Origin of the sequence: Microvirga aerophila (assembly GCF_003332305.1) — a bacterium.
In the GTDB taxonomy this organism is placed as follows: domain Bacteria; phylum Pseudomonadota; class Alphaproteobacteria; order Rhizobiales; family Beijerinckiaceae; genus Microvirga; species Microvirga aerophila.
The window spans coordinates 1-22,536 of sequence record NZ_QOIO01000050.1; the positions used below are offsets into that span (position 1 = coordinate 1).

Annotated in this window: 20 protein-coding genes and 1 pseudogene; 14 read left to right on the forward strand and 7 right to left on the reverse strand. The window is 62.6% G+C overall.

Annotated elements, in window-relative coordinates:
- From DRB19_RS31255 to DRB19_RS22330, 11 genes and pseudogenes are all read left to right on the forward strand, one after another.
- A pseudogene (locus DRB19_RS31255) lies at nucleotides 1–93 on the forward strand (NAD(P)-dependent oxidoreductase); the annotation flags it as partial.
- Between the two features lie 570 nt (nucleotides 94–663).
- A complete protein-coding gene (locus DRB19_RS22285) occupies nucleotides 664–1,953 on the forward strand; it encodes a porin (RefSeq protein WP_114188229.1) in 1,290 nt (429 codons plus the stop codon).
- 157 nt (nucleotides 1,954–2,110) lie between these two features.
- Nucleotides 2,111–2,629, forward strand: coding sequence for a helix-turn-helix domain-containing protein (locus DRB19_RS22290; protein WP_114188230.1), 519 nt, complete (start codon nucleotides 2,111–2,113; stop codon nucleotides 2,627–2,629).
- Between the two features lie 897 nt (nucleotides 2,630–3,526).
- Complete coding sequence (locus DRB19_RS22295) at nucleotides 3,527–4,759, forward strand: 3-methyl-2-oxobutanoate dehydrogenase (2-methylpropanoyl-transferring) subunit alpha (RefSeq protein ID WP_114188231.1); 1,233 nt, start codon at nucleotides 3,527–3,529, stop codon at nucleotides 4,757–4,759.
- Nucleotides 4,760–4,762: 3 nt separating this feature from the next.
- The gene (locus tag DRB19_RS22300) at nucleotides 4,763–5,776 is read left to right on the forward strand and encodes an alpha-ketoacid dehydrogenase subunit beta (RefSeq protein WP_114188232.1); all 1,014 of its coding nucleotides are present in this window, start codon (nucleotides 4,763–4,765) and stop codon (nucleotides 5,774–5,776) included.
- 1 nt (nucleotide 5,777) lies between these two features.
- A complete protein-coding gene (locus tag DRB19_RS22305) occupies nucleotides 5,778–7,106 on the forward strand; it encodes a dihydrolipoamide acetyltransferase family protein (RefSeq protein ID WP_114188233.1) in 1,329 nt (442 codons plus the stop codon).
- A gap of 4 nt (nucleotides 7,107–7,110) precedes the next feature.
- Entirely contained in the window at nucleotides 7,111–8,505 is a 1,395-nt protein-coding gene (lpdA, locus tag DRB19_RS22310) for a dihydrolipoyl dehydrogenase (protein WP_114188234.1), read from the forward strand.
- A gap of 131 nt (nucleotides 8,506–8,636) precedes the next feature.
- The gene (locus tag DRB19_RS30110) at nucleotides 8,637–9,152 is read left to right on the forward strand and encodes a hypothetical protein (RefSeq protein ID WP_147021772.1); all 516 of its coding nucleotides are present in this window, start codon (nucleotides 8,637–8,639) and stop codon (nucleotides 9,150–9,152) included.
- Nucleotides 9,153–9,720: 568 nt separating this feature from the next.
- Entirely contained in the window at nucleotides 9,721–10,866 is a 1,146-nt protein-coding gene (locus DRB19_RS22320; protein ID WP_114188236.1) for a hypothetical protein, read from the forward strand.
- Nucleotides 10,867–11,987: 1,121 nt separating this feature from the next.
- On the forward strand, nucleotides 11,988–12,278 hold the full coding sequence (locus DRB19_RS22325) for a hypothetical protein (RefSeq protein ID WP_114188237.1): 291 nt from the start codon (nucleotides 11,988–11,990) through the stop codon (nucleotides 12,276–12,278).
- 595 nt (nucleotides 12,279–12,873) lie between these two features.
- Entirely contained in the window at nucleotides 12,874–13,542 is a 669-nt protein-coding gene (locus tag DRB19_RS22330) for a class I SAM-dependent methyltransferase (RefSeq protein WP_245439743.1), read from the forward strand.
- A 736-nt stretch (nucleotides 13,543–14,278) separates the two neighbouring features.
- On the opposite strand, the gene DRB19_RS22335 is transcribed toward DRB19_RS22330, so the two are convergent.
- From DRB19_RS22335 to DRB19_RS22355, 4 genes are all read right to left on the reverse strand, one after another.
- Complete coding sequence (locus DRB19_RS22335; RefSeq protein WP_114188238.1) at nucleotides 14,279–15,247, reverse strand: hypothetical protein; 969 nt, start codon at nucleotides 15,245–15,247, stop codon at nucleotides 14,279–14,281.
- A gap of 98 nt (nucleotides 15,248–15,345) precedes the next feature.
- A complete protein-coding gene (locus tag DRB19_RS22340) occupies nucleotides 15,346–16,620 on the reverse strand; it encodes an AAA family ATPase (protein WP_114188239.1) in 1,275 nt (424 codons plus the stop codon).
- 9 nt (nucleotides 16,621–16,629) lie between these two features.
- A complete protein-coding gene (locus tag DRB19_RS22345; protein WP_114188240.1) occupies nucleotides 16,630–16,950 on the reverse strand; it encodes a hypothetical protein in 321 nt (106 codons plus the stop codon).
- Nucleotides 16,951–17,703: 753 nt separating this feature from the next.
- Nucleotides 17,704–18,069, reverse strand: a complete 366-nt coding sequence (locus DRB19_RS22355; protein WP_114188242.1) for a hypothetical protein — start codon at nucleotides 18,067–18,069, stop codon at nucleotides 17,704–17,706.
- A gap of 527 nt (nucleotides 18,070–18,596) precedes the next feature.
- Between DRB19_RS22355 and DRB19_RS30115 the strand changes: the two genes are divergently transcribed.
- Together DRB19_RS30115 and DRB19_RS22360 are read left to right on the forward strand one after the other, a co-directional pair.
- Complete coding sequence (locus tag DRB19_RS30115; protein WP_147021773.1) at nucleotides 18,597–18,869, forward strand: hypothetical protein; 273 nt, start codon at nucleotides 18,597–18,599, stop codon at nucleotides 18,867–18,869.
- Nucleotides 18,870–19,319: 450 nt separating this feature from the next.
- The gene (locus tag DRB19_RS22360; protein ID WP_162815804.1) at nucleotides 19,320–19,808 is read left to right on the forward strand and encodes a DNA-binding protein; all 489 of its coding nucleotides are present in this window, start codon (nucleotides 19,320–19,322) and stop codon (nucleotides 19,806–19,808) included.
- Between the two features lie 404 nt (nucleotides 19,809–20,212).
- On the opposite strand, the gene DRB19_RS22365 is transcribed toward DRB19_RS22360, so the two are convergent.
- The 3 genes from DRB19_RS22365 to DRB19_RS22375 form a co-directional block, all read right to left on the reverse strand.
- The gene (locus DRB19_RS22365; protein WP_147021774.1) at nucleotides 20,213–20,596 is read right to left on the reverse strand and encodes a hypothetical protein; all 384 of its coding nucleotides are present in this window, start codon (nucleotides 20,594–20,596) and stop codon (nucleotides 20,213–20,215) included.
- Between the two features lie 502 nt (nucleotides 20,597–21,098).
- A complete protein-coding gene (locus tag DRB19_RS22370) occupies nucleotides 21,099–21,440 on the reverse strand; it encodes a type II toxin-antitoxin system RelE/ParE family toxin (RefSeq protein WP_114188245.1) in 342 nt (113 codons plus the stop codon).
- On the reverse strand, nucleotides 21,440–21,715 hold the full coding sequence (locus DRB19_RS22375) for a type II toxin-antitoxin system Phd/YefM family antitoxin (RefSeq protein WP_114188246.1): 276 nt from the start codon (nucleotides 21,713–21,715) through the stop codon (nucleotides 21,440–21,442). The genes DRB19_RS22370 and DRB19_RS22375 overlap by 1 nt, the downstream gene beginning before the upstream one ends.
- Nucleotides 21,716–22,169: 454 nt before the next feature.
- Between DRB19_RS22375 and DRB19_RS22380 the strand changes: the two genes are divergently transcribed.
- A complete protein-coding gene (locus DRB19_RS22380) occupies nucleotides 22,170–22,532 on the forward strand; it encodes a hypothetical protein (protein ID WP_114188247.1) in 363 nt (120 codons plus the stop codon).
- Nucleotides 22,533–22,536 lie beyond the last annotated feature (4 nt).

Below are 22,536 nucleotides of genomic sequence, written 5' to 3' on the forward strand. Positions count from 1 at the left end.
GAGCTGGCGGGCATCTACGTTCTGCTCGCTTCCGAGGAGGGCAGCTATATGACAGGCGGCATCTACGCCGTGACCGGAGGAACCCCGCTGTAGGAGCGCTTGGCATCAGACCGGGCAGGTGGGATCCAGGCGTAAGTGCTCATGGTAGCGACGACGAGCTCCCTAGAAATGAGCCATATGGAAAATCCATTACCGACCGTACCCTGACAAACCTTCGTCCGGCAATCCTACCAGTACAATGAGAGGCCATAGCAGCTTCGAGAGCAGTTAACCGAACCCGACTGATGGATCAAGAATCGGAGGGATGCCCTCACGCCCTGGTAACATCAGTCTCGCCTTTCCAGGCGGATGCCATTTCTTTCGGTTAACGAGTGCTTAACAGATACCGCCACGTGTGCGGCGAAGTGTTGGAATTTGGCCACACTGTGTCGAGTATCGGGCTCTGTTAGGGAGAAAAGCCGCCCTGGTTGCTTGATCACAAACTCGTGCTGGGTAATGTGGCTTCAGCGACGGGGGCACCCCGGTCGTGATTTGGTGATTGTCAGCCGCGAGGGCTGGGAGCGCCAAGTCCTAGGGGAAATGGGACGTGTTTTAGGCTTCGCAGAAGCTCTCGAGGCACAAAACCCGGCCCCCCAAGGGTCTCAAAAACTTTGGAGGTCAACCATGAAGCTCGTTAAGAGCCTTCTGCTCGGATCGGTCGCGGGTCTCGCCGCCGTTGCGGGCGCTCAAGCTGCAGATCTTCCCGTCGCGAAGGCTGCGCCTGTCGATTACGTTCGCGTCTGCTCCACCTACGGCGCAAGCTTCTTCTACATCCCCGGCACCGAAACCTGCCTCCGCGTCGGCGGCCGTGTTCGCGCCGACTATCTGTACGGCGAGCCGCTCGACCGCGCTGAGGACGCCATCGGCTTCCGCGCCCGTGGCCGCTTGAACATCGACACCCGCACGGCGACCGCTTACGGCCTGCTGCGCGCCTACATCCGCTACGAGATCACCCGCTCCACCGGCACGCCGTTCGGCTTCCCGGCTGACGGCGGAATCGCCACGAGCCCGAACGTCGCTCAGGCGTTCGTGCAGTTCGGCGGCCTCACTGCTGGTCGCGTCACCTCGTTCTTCTCGAACGGCGACCTGCCCACCGGTCACATGGGCACGCTGCGCTTCGACGACGCTCCGGACGTGACTGTCCTGGCTTACACCTTCTCGTTCGGCAACGGCTTCTCGGCCACCCTGTCGCTCGAAGACGGGCTTGAGCGTCGTTCCGGCCTCGTGAATGCCGCGACGGGTCTCCCTGCGCCTTACGCTGGTCAGCGCGTTCCGGACGTGGTCGGCAACATCAAGTATGCCGGCACCTGGGGCACGGCTCAGCTCTCCGGTGCGGTCCACCAGGTTCGCAGCAACACCTTGGTTCCGTTCGTTGGCGGCGGCGCTGACTTCCCGGATACCGAGTACGGCTGGGCCATTGCGGCTTCGGCCAGCGTCAATCTTCCGGCGCTCGCTCCGGGCGACGCAGCCTGGATCATGGCGACCTATGCTGACGGCGCTCCGGCCTACCTGAACGGCGGCAACGCCGGCACGATCATCGGCCCGTTCTCTGCCTTCGAGAACGGCACCGTTCTTCTGGCCGACGGCACCATCGACCCGGTGACCGGCAACTTCGAGAAGAGCCGCGCCTGGTCCGTCGCCGCCGGCCTGCGCCACTACTGGACCCCGCAGGTGCGTTCCAACTTCTTCGGTTCGTACCTCGACTCGGACAGCCGCCAGCCGGTCAACACCATCGGCGACTTCCGCGAGTACCGCCTGGGCGCCAATGTGTTCTGGCAGCCGGTTGCCGGCCTGGATCTCGGCGTCGAGGTGATCTACGCCAACGTCGACTCGCGTGCGATCGATGCGCTTGGCCTGCCGGTCCGCGACAGCAACGGCTGGGAAGGCCGCCTGCGCGTCCAGCGCGACTTCTAATCGGTTCAAATCGATTGGTTAGAGAGAACCCCGGTGGAAACACCGGGGTTTTTTTGCGCAGAAACGGTCTGTTCAACAGACCTTGGCTCAAGACGCTAGACACTGGCGCGGAACAACCGTACGGCAGTCGCAACCCACGAGAAGGCGGAGAGACCCAGTGTCCGACTTGAACTTTGCTCGGGCGATCTATCAACGGCGCAAGGAAATGGGCCTTTCGCTGCGCGAGGTTTCGCGGATTACCGGAATTGCCTTTTCAACGATCTCGCGCATCGAGAGAGGCCGCTTTTCACCCACTCTCGACAATGCCGCAAAGCTCGCCTCAGCATTACAGGTCCCACTGCCTCAGGCTGCCCCCAAACAAGATAGTTCCCATGACGATTCTATCTCAGCCTTCGAGTCGCAGGACAGCCGCCCTCCCGCAATCGGATGTCCAGTCAAGTACAGCAGCATTGCTGTCACCACTCTCAAGCCTGGTATTCGGCGCAACCTTAGCAAAATCGCAGCACGGGGCTCATACCAGCAAGTGATTTTGCTGCAAGGCAACATGCAGTTACGCACAAACGATGGCTTTCGACAGAATCTGACCCCAGGGGCGACAATCGACTGCACGATCATTATCAAACATACTTACTTCGCCGTAGCATCTGAAGGAGCTGAACTGCTCTGGATTGGCTAAAGCATCCGCGTTTACCAAGCCATGCTGGCCAAAGAACCTTGGCCCCGTTAAGGGCAGGCCGAGCATCTCGGCAACGTTCTCGATGCGATGATCTCAGCTGATGGTTCGCCATGGTTGCCTCTGGCTCTGGCTGCATCGCGCAAGCCTTCGCCGATGCCATCCATGCGATGGTTAGCCGCTCAGAGTGCTGCTTCCGATCAGACAGTGGCGTCAGTTTCGCGGCGTTGCTGCGGAAGCCTTTAGAGCAGTGAGGGCAGCAAGGTCCACGCCTGCTTTTGTGTCGAGGAGTCCAAGCCCCAAGGAACTCGGAGGCACATGATGCTGAGGCCGCCGCAGGCGCGTGCCGTGATGCTCACTAGGCCCGATTACCCCACGCGACGGCCGAGCGAGGGCGCCGGGTGACCTCACCCAGCATTGATGTCTGATCTACGCCGTCTGCTCCGCGCCCAAGTGGTCATTTCGGGCCAGCAGGCATTCATGGGGATACAGCCGGGCGGCATCTACGGTCTGACAACGGCAGGTCTCGGTGCACAGGACCATGCTGGCTCGGCACGGCGCATACTTTATTGTTCATGTCTCCGGCCGTCCTTGTGGGCGGCGAACCTTAATCCGGATGAGGTGCGCTGAGGTGGATCGACGTCCGTGAGCGGGTAGGGAACGACCTCCCCTGGCACCGCTCTGACGTAGGTTGAATGTCAGCCCGAACCGCAAGCAGCAGAGGTTCCTGGAGGCCAGAGGCCCCTCAGAGCATGACCCTGAACGGAGATTTGCCGAACACTTGGCGATATTTCGTATATGTACCAGCTCGGGGCTGGAACTGTTCATCTTCTACGAAGAAGCGGCGTTCCCATGGCCGAAGCACGTTTCTCCCCTAGTATTTCCTGTGGGAGAAAGCCCATGACTGAACGCCGACTGCTGACCCTTCACGTGCCCGAACCCGCCGTTCGACCGGGCGGAGCCCCGGATTTCTCAAACGTCAAGATCCCTAAGGCAGGGGCGGTGCCTCGGCCGAATGTCGACGTGGAGCCCGAGAGCATACGCGACCTCGCATTTTCCATCATCCGCGTTCTCAACCGCAGCGGCGAGGCGGTGGGGCCATGGGCCAGCCCGCTGAGCGATGAGGAACTCCTCGAGGGATTGCGGCACATGATGACGCTGCGCACCTTCGACGCCAGGATGCTGATCGCCCAAAGGCAGGGAAAGACATCCTTCTATATGCAGCATCTGGGGGAGGAGGCCATCAGCTGCGCCTTCCGCCGGGCACTGTCGCCAGGGGACATGAACTTTCCGACTTACCGGCAGGCAGGACTCCTGATCGCCGGCGGCTATTCGATGGTTGACATGATGTGCCAGATCTACTCGAATTCGCGCGATCCGCTCAAAGGACGCCAGCTGCCTGTGATGTACGCCTCCAAGGAGCACGGGTTCTTCACGATCTCAGGCAATCTTGCGACCCAGTACGTACAGGCGGTCGGTTGGGCGATGGCGTCGGCGATTAGCAACGACACCAAAATTGCCGCTGCCTGGATCGGAGACGGCTCCACGGCGGAATCGGACTTCCACGCGGCCCTCGTCTTCGCCTCGACCTACAAGGCGCCCGTGGTCCTCAACATCGTCAACAATCAGTGGGCGATTTCGACCTTCCAGGGCATCGCTCGGGGCGGGGCGGGAACATTCGCCGCCCGTGGCCTGGGCTTCGGCATTCCCTCGCTCCGGGTCGATGGCAATGACTATCTCGCCGTCTACGCCGTCGCCAAATGGGCCGTTGAACGCGCCCGCCGCAATCTCGGACCCACGCTGGTGGAATACGTGACTTACCGCGTGGGCGCGCATTCGACCTCCGACGATCCGTCAGCCTATCGCCCGAAGACGGAATCCGACGCGTGGCCGCTCGGCGATCCAGTCATCCGCCTGAAGAACCATCTGATCGTGCGCGGGGTCTGGTCGGAGGAGCGACACAAGCAGGCCGAGGCCGAGATCCTCGATACGGTTATCGCCGCCCAGAAGGAGGCGGAGAGCTACGGTACGCTTCATGCCGGCGCAAAGCCTTCCGCCCGCGACATGTTCGAGGGCGTCTATGCCGAGATGCCGCCGCATCTGCGTCGTCAGCGTCAGCAGGCGGGAGTTTGAGCCATGGCGCGCATGACGATGATCGAGGCCATCCGTGACGCCATGGACGTGATGATGGCGCGCGATGAGAAGGTGGTGGTCTTTGGCGAGGACGTCGGCTATTTCGGCGGAGTGTTCCGGTCCACGGCAGGCCTCCAGCAGAAATACGGAAAGACCCGCTGCTTCGATACTCCGATCAGCGAGGCCGGGATTGTCGGAACCGCCATCGGCATGGCCTCCTATGGTCTCCGGCCCTGCATCGAAATCCAGTTCGCGGACTACATGTACCCCGCTTATGACCAGATCGTGTCCGAGGCGGCGCGGCTGCGCTACCGCTCGAACGGCGAGTTCACCTGTCCGCTCGTCATCCGGATGCCGACGGGCGGAGGGATCTTCGGCGGGCAGACCCACAGCCAGAGCCCCGAGGCGCTGTTCACCCACGTGGCAGGGCTGAAGACGGTGGTGCCGTCCAACCCCTATGACGCCAAGGGCCTGCTGATCTCTGCGATCGAGGATCCAGACCCGGTCATCTTCCTCGAGCCGAAACGGCTCTACAACGGCCCCTTCGACGGTCATCACGACCGCCCGGTCACGCCTTGGTCGAAGCACGATCTGGGCGAGGTGCCCAATGGCCATTTCACACTTCCGCTCGGCAAGGCGTCGGTCGTTCGCGAGGGTTCGGCCATGACCGTGCTGGCCTATGGGACGATGGTCTATGTCGCGCAGGCGGCTGCGGCGGAGATGGGCGTCGACGCCGAGATCATCGATCTGCGAACGCTGATCCCGCTCGACATGGAGACCATCAAGGCGTCCGTCCGCAAGACGGGGCGATGCGTCATCGTCCACGAGGCCACACTCACCTCGGGCTTCGGAGCTGAGCTGGCGGCCCTTGTCCAGGAGGCCTGCTTCTTCCAGCTTGAGGCGCCAATCGCCCGGGTGACCGGATGGGATACGCCCTATCCCCACGCGCAGGAATGGGACTACTTCCCGGGACCGGCACGCGTCGGGCGCGCCCTTGTCGCGACGATGGAGGCCTGACATGGGCGAGCACCTGATCAAGATGCCCGATGTGGGTGAGGGCATTGCCGAAGCCGAACTCGTCGAGTGGCACGTGAAGGTCGGCGATCTCGTCCGCGAGGACATGGTGTTGGCCGCGGTCATGACCGACAAGGCCACCGTGGAGATCCCGTCTCCGGTCGATGGCGAGGTCGCTTGGCTCGGCGCAGAGGTCGGGGATGTGGTGGCCATCGGGTCGCCCTTGATCCGACTGAAGGTCGAGGGCGAGGGCGCGGCTCCTTTGGGCGGACACGAGGAGGCGAGAGCCGCGGAGGAGCAGGCGCAGCCCGATGCGATTGTCACCAATGCCGTCGGTGCCAAGAAGGCACCCGGCGCCGGGGCCGATCAGCCAGCCAAGAGCGTTGCGCGTCGCGCCCCTGATGACGTGCGGCGGAGTCCCGGACCGCAGCTGCATGGCGCTCGTGTCATGCGCGCGGAGGGCGAGAGGCCAATCGCCTCACCGGCCGTGCGGCTCAGGGCGCGGGAGGCCGGGATCGATCTGCGGCAGGTATCCGGTACGGGCCCCGCGGGCCGCATCACCCATGAGGATCTGGACGCCTTTATCACCCACGGACGGCAGGTCAGCCAGGCACCCCGCCTGGCGCAGAAAACATCGGTCGAACAGATCAAGGTCGTCGGATTGCGCCGCAAGATCGCGGAAAAGATGGCGATCTCGAACTCGCGCATCCCGCATATCACCTACGTCGAGGAGGTCGACGTCACGGCGCTGGAGGACCTGCGGGCGGCGCTCAATACGAGCAAGCAAGCTGATCGGCCAAAACTGACTGTGCTGCCGTTCGTGATGCAGGCCATGGTGAAAGCCATTGCCGAGTATCCCCACCTGAACGCCATCTACGACGATGATGCCGGCGTCATCCACCAGCATGGCGGCGTGCATATCGGAATTGCGACGCAGACGAACGCTGGTCTCATGGTGCCGGTGGTGCAGCATGCGGAGGGACGCGACCTTTGGGGCTGCGCAACCGAACTCAGCCGCCTTGCCGAAGCGGCGAAAGCCGGAACGGCGACCCGTGAGGAGTTGAGCGGGTCGACCATCACGATCACGTCGCTGGGTGCCATGGGCGGCATCGTCACGACGCCGGTGATCAATTATCCGGAGGTCGCCATCATTGGCGTCAACAAGATCATGGTGCGGCCGGTGTGGGATGGGGCCACCTTTACCCCCCGCAAGATGATGAACCTGTCTTCCAGCTTCGACCACCGAGTGATCGACGGCTGGGACGCGGCGGTCTTCGTGCAGCGCATCAAGACGCTGCTGGAGGCTCCCGCCATGATCTTCTTGGAGGCTTGATCGGATGAAGGATATTTCCTGCAAGCTGCTCGTCATCGGAGCGGGGCCGGGTGGCTATGTCTGCGCGATTCGGGCGGGGCAGCTCGGGATTGACACCGTGATCGTTGATGCCGGAAAGCCCGGCGGAACCTGCCTCAATGTAGGCTGCATCCCCTCCAAGGCCCTCATTCATGCGGCTGAGGAATATGACAGGATCGTCCATCTGACGTCAGGCCAGAGCCCTCTCGGGATCAGGACGGCGAAGCCGGAGATCGATCTCTCCGAAACCATTGAGTGGAAGGACGGCATCGTCCGCCGCCTCAACGGCGGCGTGGCGGCGCTGCTCAAGCGGGCGAAGGTCAAGATGGTTGCCGGATGGGCCCGCTTCCGCGACGGCAAGACAGTCGAGGTGGAGACGGAAACAGGTCGGCAGATCATCCATGCTGACACCATCGTGATCGCCACGGGATCGGCCCCGGTCGCGCTGCCCAACCTGCCGCTCGGCGATCGCGTGATCTCCTCGACAGAGGCGCTGGCGCTGACGTCGGTTCCTCAGAGGCTTGCGGTGATCGGTGGCGGCTATATCGGCCTGGAGCTCGGAACGGCGTTCGCCAAGCTGGGAGCCACGGTGACCATCGTTGAGGCGCAGGATCGAATCCTGCCCCTGTATGATGCTGAGCTGACCCGACCCGTCGGCAAGCGTCTGCACGCCCTGGGGGTCGAGGTCCTGACCGGCGCGAAGGCGAAAGGGCTGGCGAGAGCTGGTGATGCGCTGCTGGTGGAGGCTGGGAATGGCAGGGAGGTGTCGCTGGCTGTGGACAGGGTCCTCGTGACGGTCGGCCGCAAACCCGTCACCCAGGGCTGGGGGATCGAAGAACTGGTTCTCGACATGGACGGTCCCTTTATCCGGATCGGGGAGAGATGCGAGACCTCGATGCGTGGGATCTATGCCGTCGGCGACGTCACCGGCGAACCGATGCTGGCCCACCGCGCTATGGCGCAGGGGGAGATGGTGGCGGAGATCGTCGCCGGTCACAAGCGCGTCTGGGACAAGCGGATCATTCCGGCCGTGTGCTTCACCGATCCGGAGATCGTCACCGTCGGTCTCACCCCGGACGAGGCGCCCAGGGGCGGCGAGGTACGGGTCGGGCTTTTTCCTTACTCCGCCAACGGCAGGGCCATGACCAGGCTCGGCGAGGACGGCTTCGTGCGCGTCGTCGCCCGGGCGGATAATCATCTGGTTCTGGGGATCCAGGCCGTGGGGCAGGGCGTGTCCGAGCTTGCAGCCGCGTTTGGTTTGGCTCTTGAGATGGGGGCGCGTCTCGAGGACATCGCCGGGACGATCCACGCGCACCCGACGCAGGGCGAAGCCTTCCAGGAAGCTGCTCTCAAAGGCTTGGGGCGCGAACTCCATCATTGACAGTGCCTGTCCATGACTATGCGACCGGAGCTGGGGCGCTGTTTTCGAAGGATGTCTTCCTGCTATGCCTGGGCTGACCAGTTACTGAAAATCGAGTTTCGTCAGCGCTTTGTTGCTGCCTTGGGCTGACCTTGCTCGGCCGAAAAGGAGAAGAACTCCAGTTCCTGTTCACGCCCAGCGCAAAGGCCACTGCAAACAGCACAGTGAAACAAGCAAGGGCAAGTGCGACAGCTAAAGCAATCATTGCGGATCTATCGAATTCAGGAAGTCGCATCAGCGCAGACGCAGACAGACAATTCACGAACGAGACACCTCGATATACCAGGTCGCTCGGCTGCGCGTCTTTCCTGCACCAGTTTCACGGCGTTGTGGCGCGGCTCGACGTGATCCGTCAAGCGTTCGCAGAGGCCGGGATAGGCTATGCCTCGGTCCTTGACAATGCAGCCTCAAGATCGAACCCCAAGGCCAATAAACATCGAATCACGTCCCTAAGGAGCGCGGAGCTTTGGGCCGAAGTCACCTTCGAGCGCGACGTGAGCGAGCGCGGATCAAGACGCTTCATGTTCAACGTCATGCCCAATCGTCTTCTCGCCACTCGAATCAGCATCTCGGGATTCACTTCGAAAGGTGACCGTTCTTTCCGTTGAGCAGGCCTGCCCGCTCCAATGACCGCCGTTCCGAGATGTCGGCACAGCATCGTGTCGTCGATTCTCAGTCGGAGCAGGACCCAGCACCTGAGGAGAGTGCCGTGGCATCTGGTCGGGCCACGATGACCAAGCTCCCATCTGCGTATGGGTCGCCGCACGTCACGCCGTTCGACGTGGCATTCTTTGGCCTAAGCCCCAGGCATCGGCGCGGCGGGTTTCCCATCGCTCCAGCGTGCGACGGTGCGCCGGTCAAGGTCGCTGGCGCCCAAAGCGGCGGATTCAATCGACCAATGTGTGGGTATGGTTACCCGGGCCGGCGTGGATAAGCCTCTGGCAAGATGACGGTATCGAGCTCCGCATGGGGGTTTGGATCCTCACCTCTTAACCATCCACGGCCTGAGCCTATCGACGGGCGGGAGTGAACCGCCGATGCTCCCGGCACCGCACTTTTGACCAGGGTCCACCATGCGGGAAGGGTCCTTACGAAACGTGCGTCTCAAATCGGCACGCCGACCGGATCCTCTGCAGGCGTGCGATCCTCACCTCGCTCCTATGTAAGGACACCGCTATGGACCCATCCGAAATCCTCTGGCTTCCCATTGCCTACCCTGCCGTGCTGATCGGCCACCGGCGGCGCAACCCCCATACGGACGCCTTTCAAGTGATGGCTCCCATCCATGTCAGGCGGGTCACTGCACAAGATGCGCCGACCTGCATCGAGGTGCGTTGGCCCCCGGGCCACGCCCCGGCGGAAATGAGCTGGCGGTATTCCGCGGGAGCGTTCTGGCGTCCCTTTCTGGATCCGGGAAAGAGGATCATTCCCACTAGGACCGGGTTCGAAGATCTAGCGCGCAACGCGCGGGGCGATCTCTGGTGGAGCGACTACCCGTTTCGCATTCGGTTGCCGGATGAGGAAACCTCTGTCGGGCCGTTCCGGTTGGAACGTGAAATTCCTGTGCGCAGCCGCGTGCTTCACGACGGACGGGAGGCCGCCTGCGATGCCGCCCAACGTTTGGCCGATGCGGAGCTCATCATCGTGGATGGAATGCTCCACCGGCGCTCACCTCCTCCCGTGTTCGGCGTAGGGGATCCGGTCTGCGAGGCGGATCAAGTCTCGGTCTGCCTGACGGCGCCCGAGTTCTGTCCGGGGACATACCTAGCGCATTTCAGCCTTGACCGGCAAGACTGCGCCCTGGAGTTTGCACGCCGGCTCGCCGCTGAGAGGCCGTCCGACTGCCGCGCCCGGGCTCAGCGCCGAATTTCGCGGCAGGCACTGAACAACACCCGGTGGACAGTGCATCAGGACGTCCCGTTTCCGGACGAACGGATCCCCAGCTTTCAGCGAACCTTCAACCACCTGCGGAGGAGGCTTGCAGGCGTGTTGCACCGTGACCTGCCGACCTCATTCTATGAGGCTTATGCGACGCTGAGCAAGGCCGGCCGTGAGCTGCAGGACGATCCTCTCCGGAGGCCGGTGGACAGCATCGTTGCGGAGGCCTTTGAGGCCATTGACATGATCATCGCCTCCAAGCCTGCCGGCGGCAATTCGAGGTCTTGGGCGAAGTCTATCGAGATGATCGCATCCGCCCAGAAGTGGCGCTTCGAGATCGAGGGCGACATTGTCGAACTGGCTGACCAAGCCGACGAAATCGACGAGGCTGATCGGGACGCCCTGGCGGGCCTCCGTTCAGGTGCGATCCCGCTTGAGCAGTAGGAAGCCCGGCCTGACAATCCCGGGCAAGAGGTCAACTCCAGCCGACGCTGCTTGCGACCGGCCCGACGCGAAGATAATGGTCAATATCTTCCCGCCGCCAGCGAGAGGATCGAATGTCTTTGACGCCGACGCCGACCAACGGCGGCAGCAGTCAGCCCGCTCAGCTCAGCGAGTCATTCGCCTCAGGCCAGGATGGGACTGTGCGGATTTGCCGAACATCCCGAACGGGAGCACAGCCTCCTTATCAATTGCCATGAAGGCCATGCCCTAACCATGTCGCCACGCGCTGGGCCGCAATCGTGTGCTGGGCTCGCGAGGCCTTCCGTACACGGCCGGGTCCAGCATGAAGCATGGCTGGTCTGTGGGCACGGCAGCCTTCAGGCAACAGGCTTGATCGACCTGCCCAATACTAAAACCGAACATCTAGGCGATGAGCTGACAAGCAGCCGCGCAGAGCGCGCCCATGCCCAGCAAGAAAGCCGGGAACCACCTTGGGCATGAAACCTGGTCTGTATCGTATTCCACCGCTGTTCCCGCAATGTCTTGATTGGGGCGACTCATACCCTGGTAGCAGTCTCCTGGAAGTGGGTAGATTGTCTCAGGCTGTAATGACGGACACGTCGAGAACAGTCGAGCGCCTGCCGACGCCTGTCGAGACAGCGGTTCAACGACTGAGGTGGGCCAGCGGATACCGCCCCTTGCCCAGCAAAACCATACAGTCTGCGGTTGCTCATCATCGTGAAAGCCGGTCTTTCCTGCATAAGCCCGCATTTTGCGCCCCGCGGCCCCGACCAAGTGATTTAGGCGAGGGCCAGGGATACCTGAGGAAATTGTTCGGAGACAGGGCAACGAGTCCCGGCAGCCTTTTGGGCTGATCTGATCAATTCCCTGGGATGCGCCCGCACGCTCATGACGGGTGCCACCCCTGCCTGTCCTGGATGGGCCAAGCGCGCACCCAAGTGTTCCGGCGAACGATCCCACCCGCTGGAGGAGCGGGCCGTTGCTTTGGTTTATCAACCTAAAGGACACTCCAGCACATTCCGCCTCCTGATCCTTGTCATTGCCGATGCGAACAGGGATGTGGTTGGGTGGCGCTCCATACCGGACCTCTGAAGATTCCCATGAATGATAACGACGTAAAACCCATTGCGCGCTCCCAGCCCACCGAGGTTTGGATGCCCGGAATCCACGATTATGTCAGTCGCGGGCGTCGCCTCAAGCGCACTCCGGAACTGGCATTGGCTGCCGCTTGGATTGTTCTGATCCGCGCTAGGGTAGCTTCGCCGGAGAGCGAAAAGGATCCCCGCCGGGTTGACATCGAGGCCGAGTACTCCCTTCGCGGATCCGCGCCTCCGTATGAGGTTGTCACGAGCAAAATGGAAATTCGCCCCCGCGCCAGCCAGTGCCATTGATGAAACCACGGGCGAGCGGATGGATAGCGAGACCGTCCAACGCCACCCGCGAGAAAAAGCCCCGAGCCGGCCAGCCATGCGGGTTCGCCATGCCCGCCTTCCGGTGTCATGGGGGGTGCGGGCCCGCACGGTTCGATGATCAACGTCTCGATAGAGCGATGCACTGGGTCTAGGGAAAAGGCTCGCAATCTGCCGCGCTTCGAAATTTGGCCAAGTGCCGACAGAAGGAGCAGGTCCCGGTTTGCTGCGCCCTCCTGATCATGTTGAACCGACATCCGACCCGGAGTGGCAGGGCCCGCAAAGACCCGCTGAATGGCCTGCGGACCGCCGCTCCTGACGCTCCCTTTCCCATCACGCGAACGATCTTCCAACCGTGCCTTCCGGGTGCTGTCGAATAGGTACCTTTTGGCCAGGGCTCGGGAAGCAGCCGCCGCCATCTGGCACCGAACCTGATTAGGACGTCCGGCGCGTGTCCCGCTCACCTTGGAGTGAATGTCCGGTCATTGCGGCATGACCACGGGTTCACGCGCTCGATGGGGGATGGGTGCCATCACGTGTGCTGCGGCACCGCCATAGGCGTGCGGATAAGGTACTGATGATCACGGTCGCAACTTCGCCTGGCCTGTCCATGGAGGATGAGGACGTGGGGTTCTATGCACGTCACATTGGTCCACGTTTCGTCAGTTGCGTCTGCTCGATGGCAGCCGTCGCCAATGAGCGCAAGAAGGTTGTGCCGCATGCTTCCGGGGTGGTCCTTGAGATCGGCATCGGGCCTGGGTTGAACCTGCACCTTTACGATCCCGCCCGGGTGACGCGCGTCATCGGCGTCGACCCCATCGCAGCGTTCGTGAGCCTCGGCGTAGAGCGTCGCCGGCGGTCACCGGTTCCTCTGGAGATGATCCAGGCGCCTGCAGAAGCGCTGCCGCTGGAGACCAGGTCCATCGACACGGCGGTGATCACCTATACCCTGTGCTCGGTGGATGAACCGGCCCAGGCGCTGAGCGAGGTGCGGCGCGTGCTAAGGCCAAAGGGACGCGTGCTGTTCCTTGAGCACGGCCTGTCGGGCGATGCCGCCGTGGCGGCCTGGCAGCGTCGGCTGAACCCGATCTGGCGCAGGCTGGCCGTCGGATGCAATCTGACGCGCCCTGTCGGACGGCTGCTCAATGATGCGGGGTTCACGATCCGCAGCATTGATCACTACTACCTTGATGGCGCCCCGAGGCCTATGGCTTTCCTATGCCGAGGCATCGCGGAGGCACCCTAGAGAACACCCCGGCGCATCCTTGTGCGGCGGCACCGGCGATTGCGGGATCTGGCAGGCCGATCATCACCTCCCTTACGGGTCTTGCATCGGCTTGGGGCGTCACCGCTGAAGTCCAATGCATTCATCGAACTCTGTCCGCGACTTTTGGTTGGCTCCAGGACGCGTCGCTCCGGGCCCAAGGCCTGGGCGTGGCGCGCTTCAGCAACGCGTCCAGGGTAAGGCTTTTGCAGGATTGGCCAGGACGCGGCGGAGGGTCCGTTCGGGATATGCGGGCGGAGCATCAGGCGTAATGTTTTCCTGCGCGAAGCTGCGGCGTAATCGGATTGTCGCCGTCTCTCCGACCCGAGCGCCTCGCGTGATGACCAGTGGCTGCTTTCGTCGTCGGGTGCGTGAGATTTTACCAGGCAAGGATGCAGTCGCGTCACGGTGGCGATCAGGGTGGATTTAGGGTTTGGATTTGCGGCGAAGCACTCCGCACCAGATCCAATCACACCCATCTCCCGCGGATCATTCAGGCCATGCATGCGCAACGTGGCGCGACCTAGCCGCCTCCGGGCTCAAGCGGTGACGGGCACCGGGACCACGTTTCCGAACGGTCGGCCCCGATACCTGGTGTCGCGTGACAAGTCAGCCCATTTGCAGTGTTCGGCGTGGCGGCAACGGGCGTGCCTTTCATCTGGTTCAGCAATCGGTGCCGCCGACGCTCTGAGAGCCTCGCAGCGGCCGTCGGATCAGGCTATGCGACTTGCTGCCAGAGACCTGCCGGCGCATTGTTCCCCAACACCATACGGACCATGTTCGTGAGCGACGGCACGCTGACATCGCGCGCGACCTCCCACAGATCGCCTTCTCGCCCCCGCACCGGCCTGAAGACGCCTTCCTGCAGCAAGGCTTCTCGCTTGGCGCGCAGACCCTCCTGGATGTAGCCGGGCTCGTTCGCTCGCGCCCGGGAGCCTCGTTCCAGGATGTGCCAGCCGTCAATCACCAGCGCCGTGGCGCTCACCTCATCGACGTCGAGGCGGTAGCGCTGCACGTCCGGACGTGTCAGCAGGTCCCGCGGCAGTTCTGTCGTCCATCCCATGCCCGGCGGCAGCACCATCTCTTCCCGTGCCGGTCGATCCCGGCGGTCATCCACCGGCCATGCGGCCGCCACATCATCCTGCGGCTCAAGGACATCGCATCGCCCGACGGAAAGCATCCAGCGCAACACTTCAAGCCAGTGGGCGGCCCGTGTGATGACTCCGGGAGTGAGCCTCCGGTCATTGGGAGCCCGGCTGACCACCCGATAGGGTCCCTCCGCCGCGGCCATGTGGAGCAGCCGCTCCATGGCGGCGGCCTCTTCCATGTGGAAGCCTTTGCCGTCGTTGATGCTGATCACCGCGATGGCTCTCATGTCTTGGAGGGGCGGAGCGTTCCGGTGCTGCCGCAACCGGACAGGAGGGCGGCCGGTTCGGCCGAGATGGACGCCCGGAATATTTCGCGGGCCCAGCGGAAGATTGTCGTAACCCGTAATCGCATAGACCGACGGGTTCTGAAATCTTGCTTGGCGCAGGAGGCTTGGGGCGAGTTCCCACGGTGCGACGCCGGCGATGAGGCGCGTTTCACGGTGAAAAACTGTCGTGATGCGGGGCTCCAGCGGGTTTCGTTCGACGATTAGTTCTTCGGTCTCCTCGAGACCGAGCAGGAATGGGTTCGGAAGGGGCATGGAACATCCTTTCAGTGCTGATGAATCAGGTAGCAGCGACAGCGGGGGCGCCGGCGCGACAGAGCCAAAGCAGGTGACGGAAGCTGGCGGCGAAATGATCACGAAAGCCCTGGTTGGCGGGCACCATCTCTGTGCCGTGAGGGCAGGCTCGCGCATGCCCGATGCCGCGCCATGATCTCTGCGACCTCCTCACCAACCAGGGTCCGCCGGGCCACAAGCGCAGCAGCCACGTCCCGGATAACCTTCTCGTGGGCCTGCACCAGGGCAGCGGCGCGCGCCATTAAGCGCCGGAGATCTCCCTCGACGACGGCGGCGAGCTTTGGATCGAAGCGAAGCAGCTTCTCGGCGTCTTCAGGCATTACGCGGTGGGCCAAGCTGGCTCCCAGGCCGAAACTCGCATGAACCGCCGTTATGAGCCTTGTTGCCTCGTGCAGATCGGCAAAGGCGCCGGCGGTCGGCGCTCCATGCAATTCGTCAGCGGCCCGGCCCGCCAGGATGACCACGACCTGAGCTTCCAGCGCGGCCCGATCCGCCATGAAACCGCGCGGCACCACCCGCGTGTGTCCGGCCGCGGTGCCGCGTGCTTGCAGGGTCACATGATCGACGCCGAGCCCGAGGCGCAGCGCCAGGACCGCATGACCCGCCTCGTGCACGGCCACCGCCTGCAATTCCTCGGGCGAGCGCGGGTCGGCGGGTGCGATCTCGGCCACCAGATCCTGCATGGTCAGGCTGCGGCCGGCAGCCCGGGCGCGCCGGCGCGCCGGCTTGACGGCCGCCGCCAGGACGGCGCCGGTTGCATCGGGACACAGGCGCGCCAGACGGACAAGATCCGCACCAGGAAGTTCCTCCTTCAGATGCGTTTGCAAAATCCCGATCCTGCCGGCCTCGTCCGGAGGTCCGATCAGGAACTGGCGGTCAAAGCGGCCTGGGCGCAGCAGGGCCGCATCGACCCTGTCGATGTGATTTGTCGCTCCGATCAAGAAAATGTTCGGAGCCCTGTTTCTGAGATTGTCGATCTGCAGCATCACGCCGGTGACGGCGGGAGTCCACCAGACGACGTCCTTTGGCGCCATTCTGGATCGATTTGGTATGGCGTCGGCTTCGTCCATGAAGCCAATCGCTGCGACAGAGACAGTGGACAGATAGTAAAGGCGCTCAAAAAAAGCAGTATACTGCTTGATGATGCTGTCTAGATATCCAGGAGAATTTGAAAACCATTCCGCGACGCTTGTTGTCACTGTAGGGATGTTCGCAGATACGCCGAAGGATCGTGCGATTGTGGTCTTGCCCGTGCCCGGAGGACCGTGAAAGAAGGCCGACTCGGCCTGTAATGGAGCGCCTGTGCTTCGGGAGCGCTCGACCTCACCGATCATCTCGCACGCCTAGTCCTTGGCTTCGCCAAGACCGCTCAGGACTTCAATCCGGGGAATGTCCTGGCCGGCATGCCGCGGCTTGCGCGCAAGGGCGGCCCGGCGCAGACGGTCGACGCAGGCCTGTGGCGACGAGCCCGGGCGCATGGCTGCAACAAGGTCGGGCAGGTCGAGCTCGGCCAGGTCGTCTGGACTGAGGTCGGTGGGAGTGCGGCGGCCGCACCATCTGGCGATGGCCATGCCCATGATCGCCGTGTCCGGGAAGCCGACGATGGCCTGAAGATCCGCCGCCGCGACGAGAGCCGGAGCAAGGAAATCAACGGAAGGCGCCACGCCGATGACCAGATGTCCCGTGGTGACGAGCTTGGCGGCCGTCTCATCGTGGAGATAGTCGGGCTTGGGGCGGCTGGTTGCGGTGATGACGGCGACCCTGGCTTTGCAAGTGAGCGCGCGGCGTCTTCAATTGGTCTGACCCAAGACGTGCTTGGAACACGGATCAGAATGGCGACGGGTCCGCCGCGGCGCACCAGTCTTCTGCCGTCGCGCCCGAGGGCCTTGTCGAGGCAAAGCTCTGCCAGGAGCGCCTTTGCGGATGCTGGCCGCCGGCGCCGGGAGGCGGGCTTCTCCGTGAAGTCCTGTGGCGGTTCCTCGCTGCCTGCACCCATGAAATCGTCGAAGGAAAGCTCGGTGTCCGGGGCGAGATCAGGGATGTCCTGGGATGGTTGGGGTGGTGTGGTAACGGTCGTCAGGTCGTCGGGGGTGGACATGGGGCGGATGCTCCAAAAAGCGGGAAAGACTCAGCGTCGCCGGGTTGCCGGCGACGGAACGGTCACGGGAAGAGGCCTTGTTCGATCCGAGGTCGCGGCTTTAGGGATGGAACAGGTTGACGGTGCGCGGAGGCGCCGTGCCTTTCCGGTCGGATGAGGTCATGACGGAGGATGGTCCCAGCCGCGCATGCCGATGCTCCGACGCGGGGGAGCAGCGGCGGTCAACCGTGAGCAGGCGCTCTTCCCGTGGTCTGGGAAAACCTTCGGCCGCGCTGCCGGCAACAACAGGCCCTGCCGGCAGGCGCGGAGCGCCCTGGGCCTAGGGGAGGGGCGACAGGCGCCAAACTCCGATTCCGGCATCGAAGGCAGATCCGATGTCCATCCCGAGGAGGTCCCGGTCCACGAGCGCCATCACGGCGGCGAGCGGGGCTGGGTGGTTGGGGATGGCGCTGACGAGATCGCTCAGCGGGACCACATCGGCCGTGCCGGCGGCCGCCAGCAGGGCAACCACGACGCTGGGGCAGAGGTCGGAATGCGCCACGTCGCTCATGCCGCCGGGGACGCAGGGAGCGTCGGCGGGGAGCAGGGATCCGGTGTGCGAGGCGCGGGGAACGGAGGATGCAACCGACAGGTCGCAAACGATATTGCGCGAAGCCGCAGCTTCGCTATACAGGCTCTTAGCCATGTGGTTCTCCTGTGCAGTCAGGTGGACCGGATGGTCAGGCTGTCGGTGCGGCTGGAACCCGCACCGACGGCCGCGCGGCCGTCCGGACATCAGGATCAAGTTCCTGATGTTTTGGAAGATGGAAGACATTCCTGGATTTGGCAAGGCCCAATGCCAACGGCTCTTAGGCCATGGTTAACAGGCGGTTGCCGTCCGTCGAGAGCGCCCTGCGAAGCGAAGGCCTGCCACGTCCTGACCAGGTCCTTCTCGCCAGCGTGGTGGGAGTTGCAGTGGACGATGTCGGCAAACTTCAAAACATGGAGCTGTTCGGGTAGGTTGACCGAGCACAAGCGAGCCTTGCAGCGGCATACCCCGCTCCAACTCTCGCGCAACCGAGCTTGGCTGATCGTCTCCGGGTCAATGACCATCGGGTAGATGTCTGGCGCCAAGCCGCCTTCCGATGCGCCCTCGGCTGAATTGCAAAACTCCCATCATCCACTGACGCTGGTACACGAGACGGCCTGAATGGCTTGGATTGTAACCCGCCCATGCGGCCCTCCGCCGGTCATCGCGCCCCCGGAAGTCAACCGAGCGGCGGGAGGGCCCTCAAGCATGTGGCGCTGGTCGCTGCGTCGCACGCCAGATGGCTCAGCAGGGCAAAAGATGTGCATGGCCTCAACGCGCCCGTTGTCGACGGGGCGGAGTCCCGCACGGCTACGCCGCCTGTGGGAGACCTGCAACACGACCGCCACAGGATCCGCTCCAGCAAGCCGAGCGACGTGTCGTCCCCGCAAGTCGGCAACCAGCGCGTGCGCCACTGAGCCCACCGCGGGAGCAAAGTCCGCTCGCCTCATCGGACGGGGCGGGAATAGCCAGGCGAGCCATCACAGACGGACGGTTGTCTCACGCTGCGCACTGGGGTGGGGGTGTAGCGCTGCGCAACTGCAATGCCTGGGCCCGGACTCGAAAGCAGGTCGCGACAAACTTCGTGAAACAACGTTCAGAATCATCACGAAATCATTTGTCTGTGCTCGACGATTATTCCTCCTCAGGAAATACAAGGGGTTAAGGCCCGAATCAATCCTGCTGCGCGGCTAAGATTCCAGTTGTCAAGTTTCCGAATCTGGTAAACGATGAGTTAACAACGGATTTGCCCGGGCGCTTTCAGTCGTGAACCCATCCGGTCGAAAGGGTTGCCGCGGTGTAGGCTACACCGCTACGCTACAGTCCCATACAGGGAATGGCAGAGGGGGTTCAGGATGGATGTGGTTATGGGTGAGGATGAGGAGCCGCGGCGCCTCCCGCGGGCGGACTTGAACGAGGAGCAGGTGCACGCTGCCTGCGACTCGCTCAACCTGAAGGGGGTGGAGCCGACCTACAAACTGGTCCGGGCCGAGCTCGGCGACCATGGCTCGTACTCGACGATCGCGAAGTACGTCAAAACGTGGGGGCCTGGGGCGCGGCCGCAGGCGCCGAACATGCCGGTGGACCTTGTCAAGGATACGAACCTCTTCGCCAAGGCCGTCTGGGCGGTCGCGTTCAACAGCGCGAATGCCCTGTTCGACAAGGAGCGCGACGGATACAGGCAGCAGGTGGAGGAACTTCTCCAGGCCGTGAAAGACACTGAGTCCGACAACACCCGCTATCAGAGGGCGCTTGCCTCGAGCCAGTCCATCGTGACTGCCCTCGAAGTCAAGTGCGCAGACTGCGAGCAGCGCGTTGCGGAAGCCGAGGCCGACGGTTGTTCGCCTGCAAGGTGAGGTCGCCGGACTGGTAAAAGCGCTCAAGGAGGTCGCCGTCCGTGGCGAGCCCGACGATCAGCCCGGGGACATCGCCGCGGCGGATAGCCTTTCCAGGATCTTGGCCGACGCCATCGACTCCTGATCTCGTCCAGGACGGACGGGTCTGGAGGAAAATCGAAGCCCCCGACGGGCCGCCGTGCAACGGCCCGTCGGGGGCTTCGACCTATTGACTGGCGACTTGTTCGTGCGCGGCCCGCACAAAGGCGGATCATGATGACGGGCGTCCGCACCTGCCGGTTAGGAATTCGGGATCGCAACCGCCCTTGTTCTTGACGGACGCATCGCCGCGAGGGACATCCCTGTAATGGATTTCCAAGGCATGACGCCGTCACTGGGAGTAACGGGGGGACAGGGTCGACTTGCTATTCCCGGTCGTGACCGAGGTCGCCCAAATCCTCAACTTCAGAGCTGTGCGCCTCACGAAGGAGCATCCTTTTATCGTGCTCGTCGCGGGCCCTGAGGCGCAGGTTCTCTATAGTCTCTCGCGTGAACTTCTCATCGAAGCGCCTACCTTCTGGAAGCCGATGCTCCAGGACGCGTAGGATAAGCCTTTCGAAGAACGGGTCTTGTTCTGATTTATCCTGCTGGCCGTCATCCTCCAGGATAAGTTCGAAGGCCTTCGCGGCAACCAAGCGGTGGTTTGGCCTTCCCTCGGATTTGTGGGTTGCGCGGCGTTCCTGCTGGAAGCTGCGCTCACGTTCCTTGCGGCGGCGCCCGCGTTGTCCGTTGGTCGTCCGGTCTTTCATATGGTCTGTCATCCTCATACGCCCACGGTCCCTGGCTTTTCATGGAAGGTGGCGGCCTTGACCTCAAGCTGAAGCGCTGGCCTCTCGGACACGGCGTGCCTCCCTGAAGCCAAGTAGCATGGAGATCATCAGATCGCATCAGGCTGCCTGAGTATAACCTGAAAGAACGAGACGGTCGGCACGGCTTAAGGTCCGGATTTGGACCCGATTGAGCAGGTGTTCGCCGAATTCAAGGCGCTGCTGCGCAAGGCTGCGGCTCGAACTTTGGACACGCTCCGGCGCGCCATCTGCAACCTGTTCGCGCCACACGCATGCTGGAACTTCCTCAACAATTGTGCCGGGTTTCATTACACAATTCGAGATGAGCGGTGCCTGGATGGCAAGTGCTGTTGAGGAGTTATTGAAAAGGCAGGCCGAACAGACCGAACGGGGCCGAGCTTTGAAACAGGGGATCGTGCAGATCGATGATAATGTTGCTGCCATCGATCGCGTGTCTGTGGGTTCAGGCTTCGAGCAGCCTGCGTGCCAAGACCGACTGCATGTCGCGTCGGCCGTCTGCGATCAGGTAGATGATGACCTGTCGACCTGTTACGCGGTAGATCACACGGTACGGCCTGAGCGAGGTCTGCCGGTACTCTTTGATGCCCAGCGCGGCCAGCTCTTTCGGAAAACTGCCGCGCTCCGGAAAGCGTGACAAGTTCTCCGCGGCCTCCATCAACTGATCCAGCACGCGGTTGGCGCTGTCGACACAGTCGAACTCAGTGATGTAGTCGTAGATCGCCTCCAAGTCCTGCTCAGCGCCCTTGGTAAGCAGGACTTGGAATTTCGCAGGCGTGCCTGCCATCAGTCGGCGGCTCGCTTCGCCCGCAAGCGAGCGACGATATCAGCTGCAGGCTTGGTCTTGCCTGCCGCCACGTCCTGATTGCCCAGCGCCAGGATTTTCAGAAGCGCCAGCGTTTCCTGGGTTTCCTCAAACGAAGCAATGTCCTGCAAGACCGCTTTGGCTTCACCGTTTTGTGTGATGACCAGTGGTTCACGCTGCTCGGCAAGATTTTTCAAAACCTCGGCGGCGTTGGCTTTGAGATAGCTGATCGGCCTGACTTGGGATGAGTAGCGCATGGCTATCCTGACGATTGGGCAGGGCCAAATATAGTCTTTTTATGGTCTTATTGCAAGAAAGCTTTGAACCAGTCTCCCGACGGCGAGACAGGGACCGCCCAGCGTGTCGCAATTTGCTCGCCTGCAACGCTGACCTGAGATGATTGGCAGCTTCTTTCGGCACGCAGGCATCTCTGTTGCATGATTTCCGTGACGATCATTAAGATTATCCAAACTGGTTAAAGGAAGCGTTGAGCTCTTTGCTAGCCCGGAGAATTTTTGCCTATGGTTTACGGTTTCGGCCTGAAATGAACCGCAGTATGGGGCGGATTCGGCCAAGACTTTGCACCACCACGGAAGGCGGTTCGGGTCGGGAGCTTCTCGGACGCACGGTGAGGAACAGGCCATTGATAATGGTTTATGGAAGTCCGTACTGTCTTGGGCCGTCCTGCCAAGGCTTCGAAAGAGGTGCTTTGTGACAAAGCTCAAGGAGCGTCTCGACGGCATCAACACGGTCAACACGCTGTTGGTGGAAGCGGGGGCGAAAGCAGGGCCGACGGCGGTGAGTACTCTACGCCTCGCTCAAATCGAGACCAGAAAGGCGCGACTGGATGTGCTCCGGAGATTGCAGCAAGGTATGAAGAAGGGCGCGCTCGATATGGTTAAGGTTCAGGTAAACTTTGCCAGTTATACCGACGGCACGAACGTCACGGCCTTAACCTCCCCCGGACGAGGCCACCCTGTTCGAAAGCCCCGTCCCCGGCGGGGCTTTTTCTTGGGTTCGAAGACCTCCCGCCCGCTCAGATTTCGTGACGATGCCGGTCGATGCATACGGTAGCCTG

Coding starts and splice junctions, on each gene's coding strand:
- DRB19_RS22285 (WP_114188229.1), top strand. CDS start 664: ATGAAGCTCGTTAAGAGCCTTCTGCTCGGATCGGTCGCGGGTCTCGCC.
- DRB19_RS22295 (WP_114188231.1), top strand. CDS start 3,527: ATGACTGAACGCCGACTGCTGACCCTTCACGTGCCCGAACCCGCCGTT.
- DRB19_RS22300 (WP_114188232.1), top strand. CDS start 4,763: ATGGCGCGCATGACGATGATCGAGGCCATCCGTGACGCCATGGACGTG.
- DRB19_RS22305 (WP_114188233.1), top strand. CDS start 5,778: ATGGGCGAGCACCTGATCAAGATGCCCGATGTGGGTGAGGGCATTGCC.
- lpdA (WP_114188234.1), top strand. CDS start 7,111: ATGAAGGATATTTCCTGCAAGCTGCTCGTCATCGGAGCGGGGCCGGGT.
- DRB19_RS22320 (WP_114188236.1), top strand. CDS start 9,721: ATGGACCCATCCGAAATCCTCTGGCTTCCCATTGCCTACCCTGCCGTG.
- DRB19_RS22325 (WP_114188237.1), top strand. CDS start 11,988: ATGAATGATAACGACGTAAAACCCATTGCGCGCTCCCAGCCCACCGAG.
- DRB19_RS22330 (WP_245439743.1), top strand. CDS start 12,874: ATGATCACGGTCGCAACTTCGCCTGGCCTGTCCATGGAGGATGAGGAC.
- DRB19_RS22335 (WP_114188238.1), bottom strand. CDS start 15,247: ATGCCCCTTCCGAACCCATTCCTGCTCGGTCTCGAGGAGACCGAAGAA.
- DRB19_RS22340 (WP_114188239.1), bottom strand. CDS start 16,620: ATGATCGGTGAGGTCGAGCGCTCCCGAAGCACAGGCGCTCCATTACAG.
- DRB19_RS22355 (WP_114188242.1), bottom strand. CDS start 18,069: ATGGCTAAGAGCCTGTATAGCGAAGCTGCGGCTTCGCGCAATATCGTT.
- DRB19_RS30115 (WP_147021773.1), top strand. CDS start 18,597: ATGCGGCCCTCCGCCGGTCATCGCGCCCCCGGAAGTCAACCGAGCGGC.
- DRB19_RS22360 (WP_162815804.1), top strand. CDS start 19,320: ATGGGTGAGGATGAGGAGCCGCGGCGCCTCCCGCGGGCGGACTTGAAC.
- DRB19_RS22365 (WP_147021774.1), bottom strand. CDS start 20,596: ATGAAAGACCGGACGACCAACGGACAACGCGGGCGCCGCCGCAAGGAA.
- DRB19_RS22370 (WP_114188245.1), bottom strand. CDS start 21,440: ATGGCAGGCACGCCTGCGAAATTCCAAGTCCTGCTTACCAAGGGCGCT.
- DRB19_RS22375 (WP_114188246.1), bottom strand. CDS start 21,715: ATGCGCTACTCATCCCAAGTCAGGCCGATCAGCTATCTCAAAGCCAAC.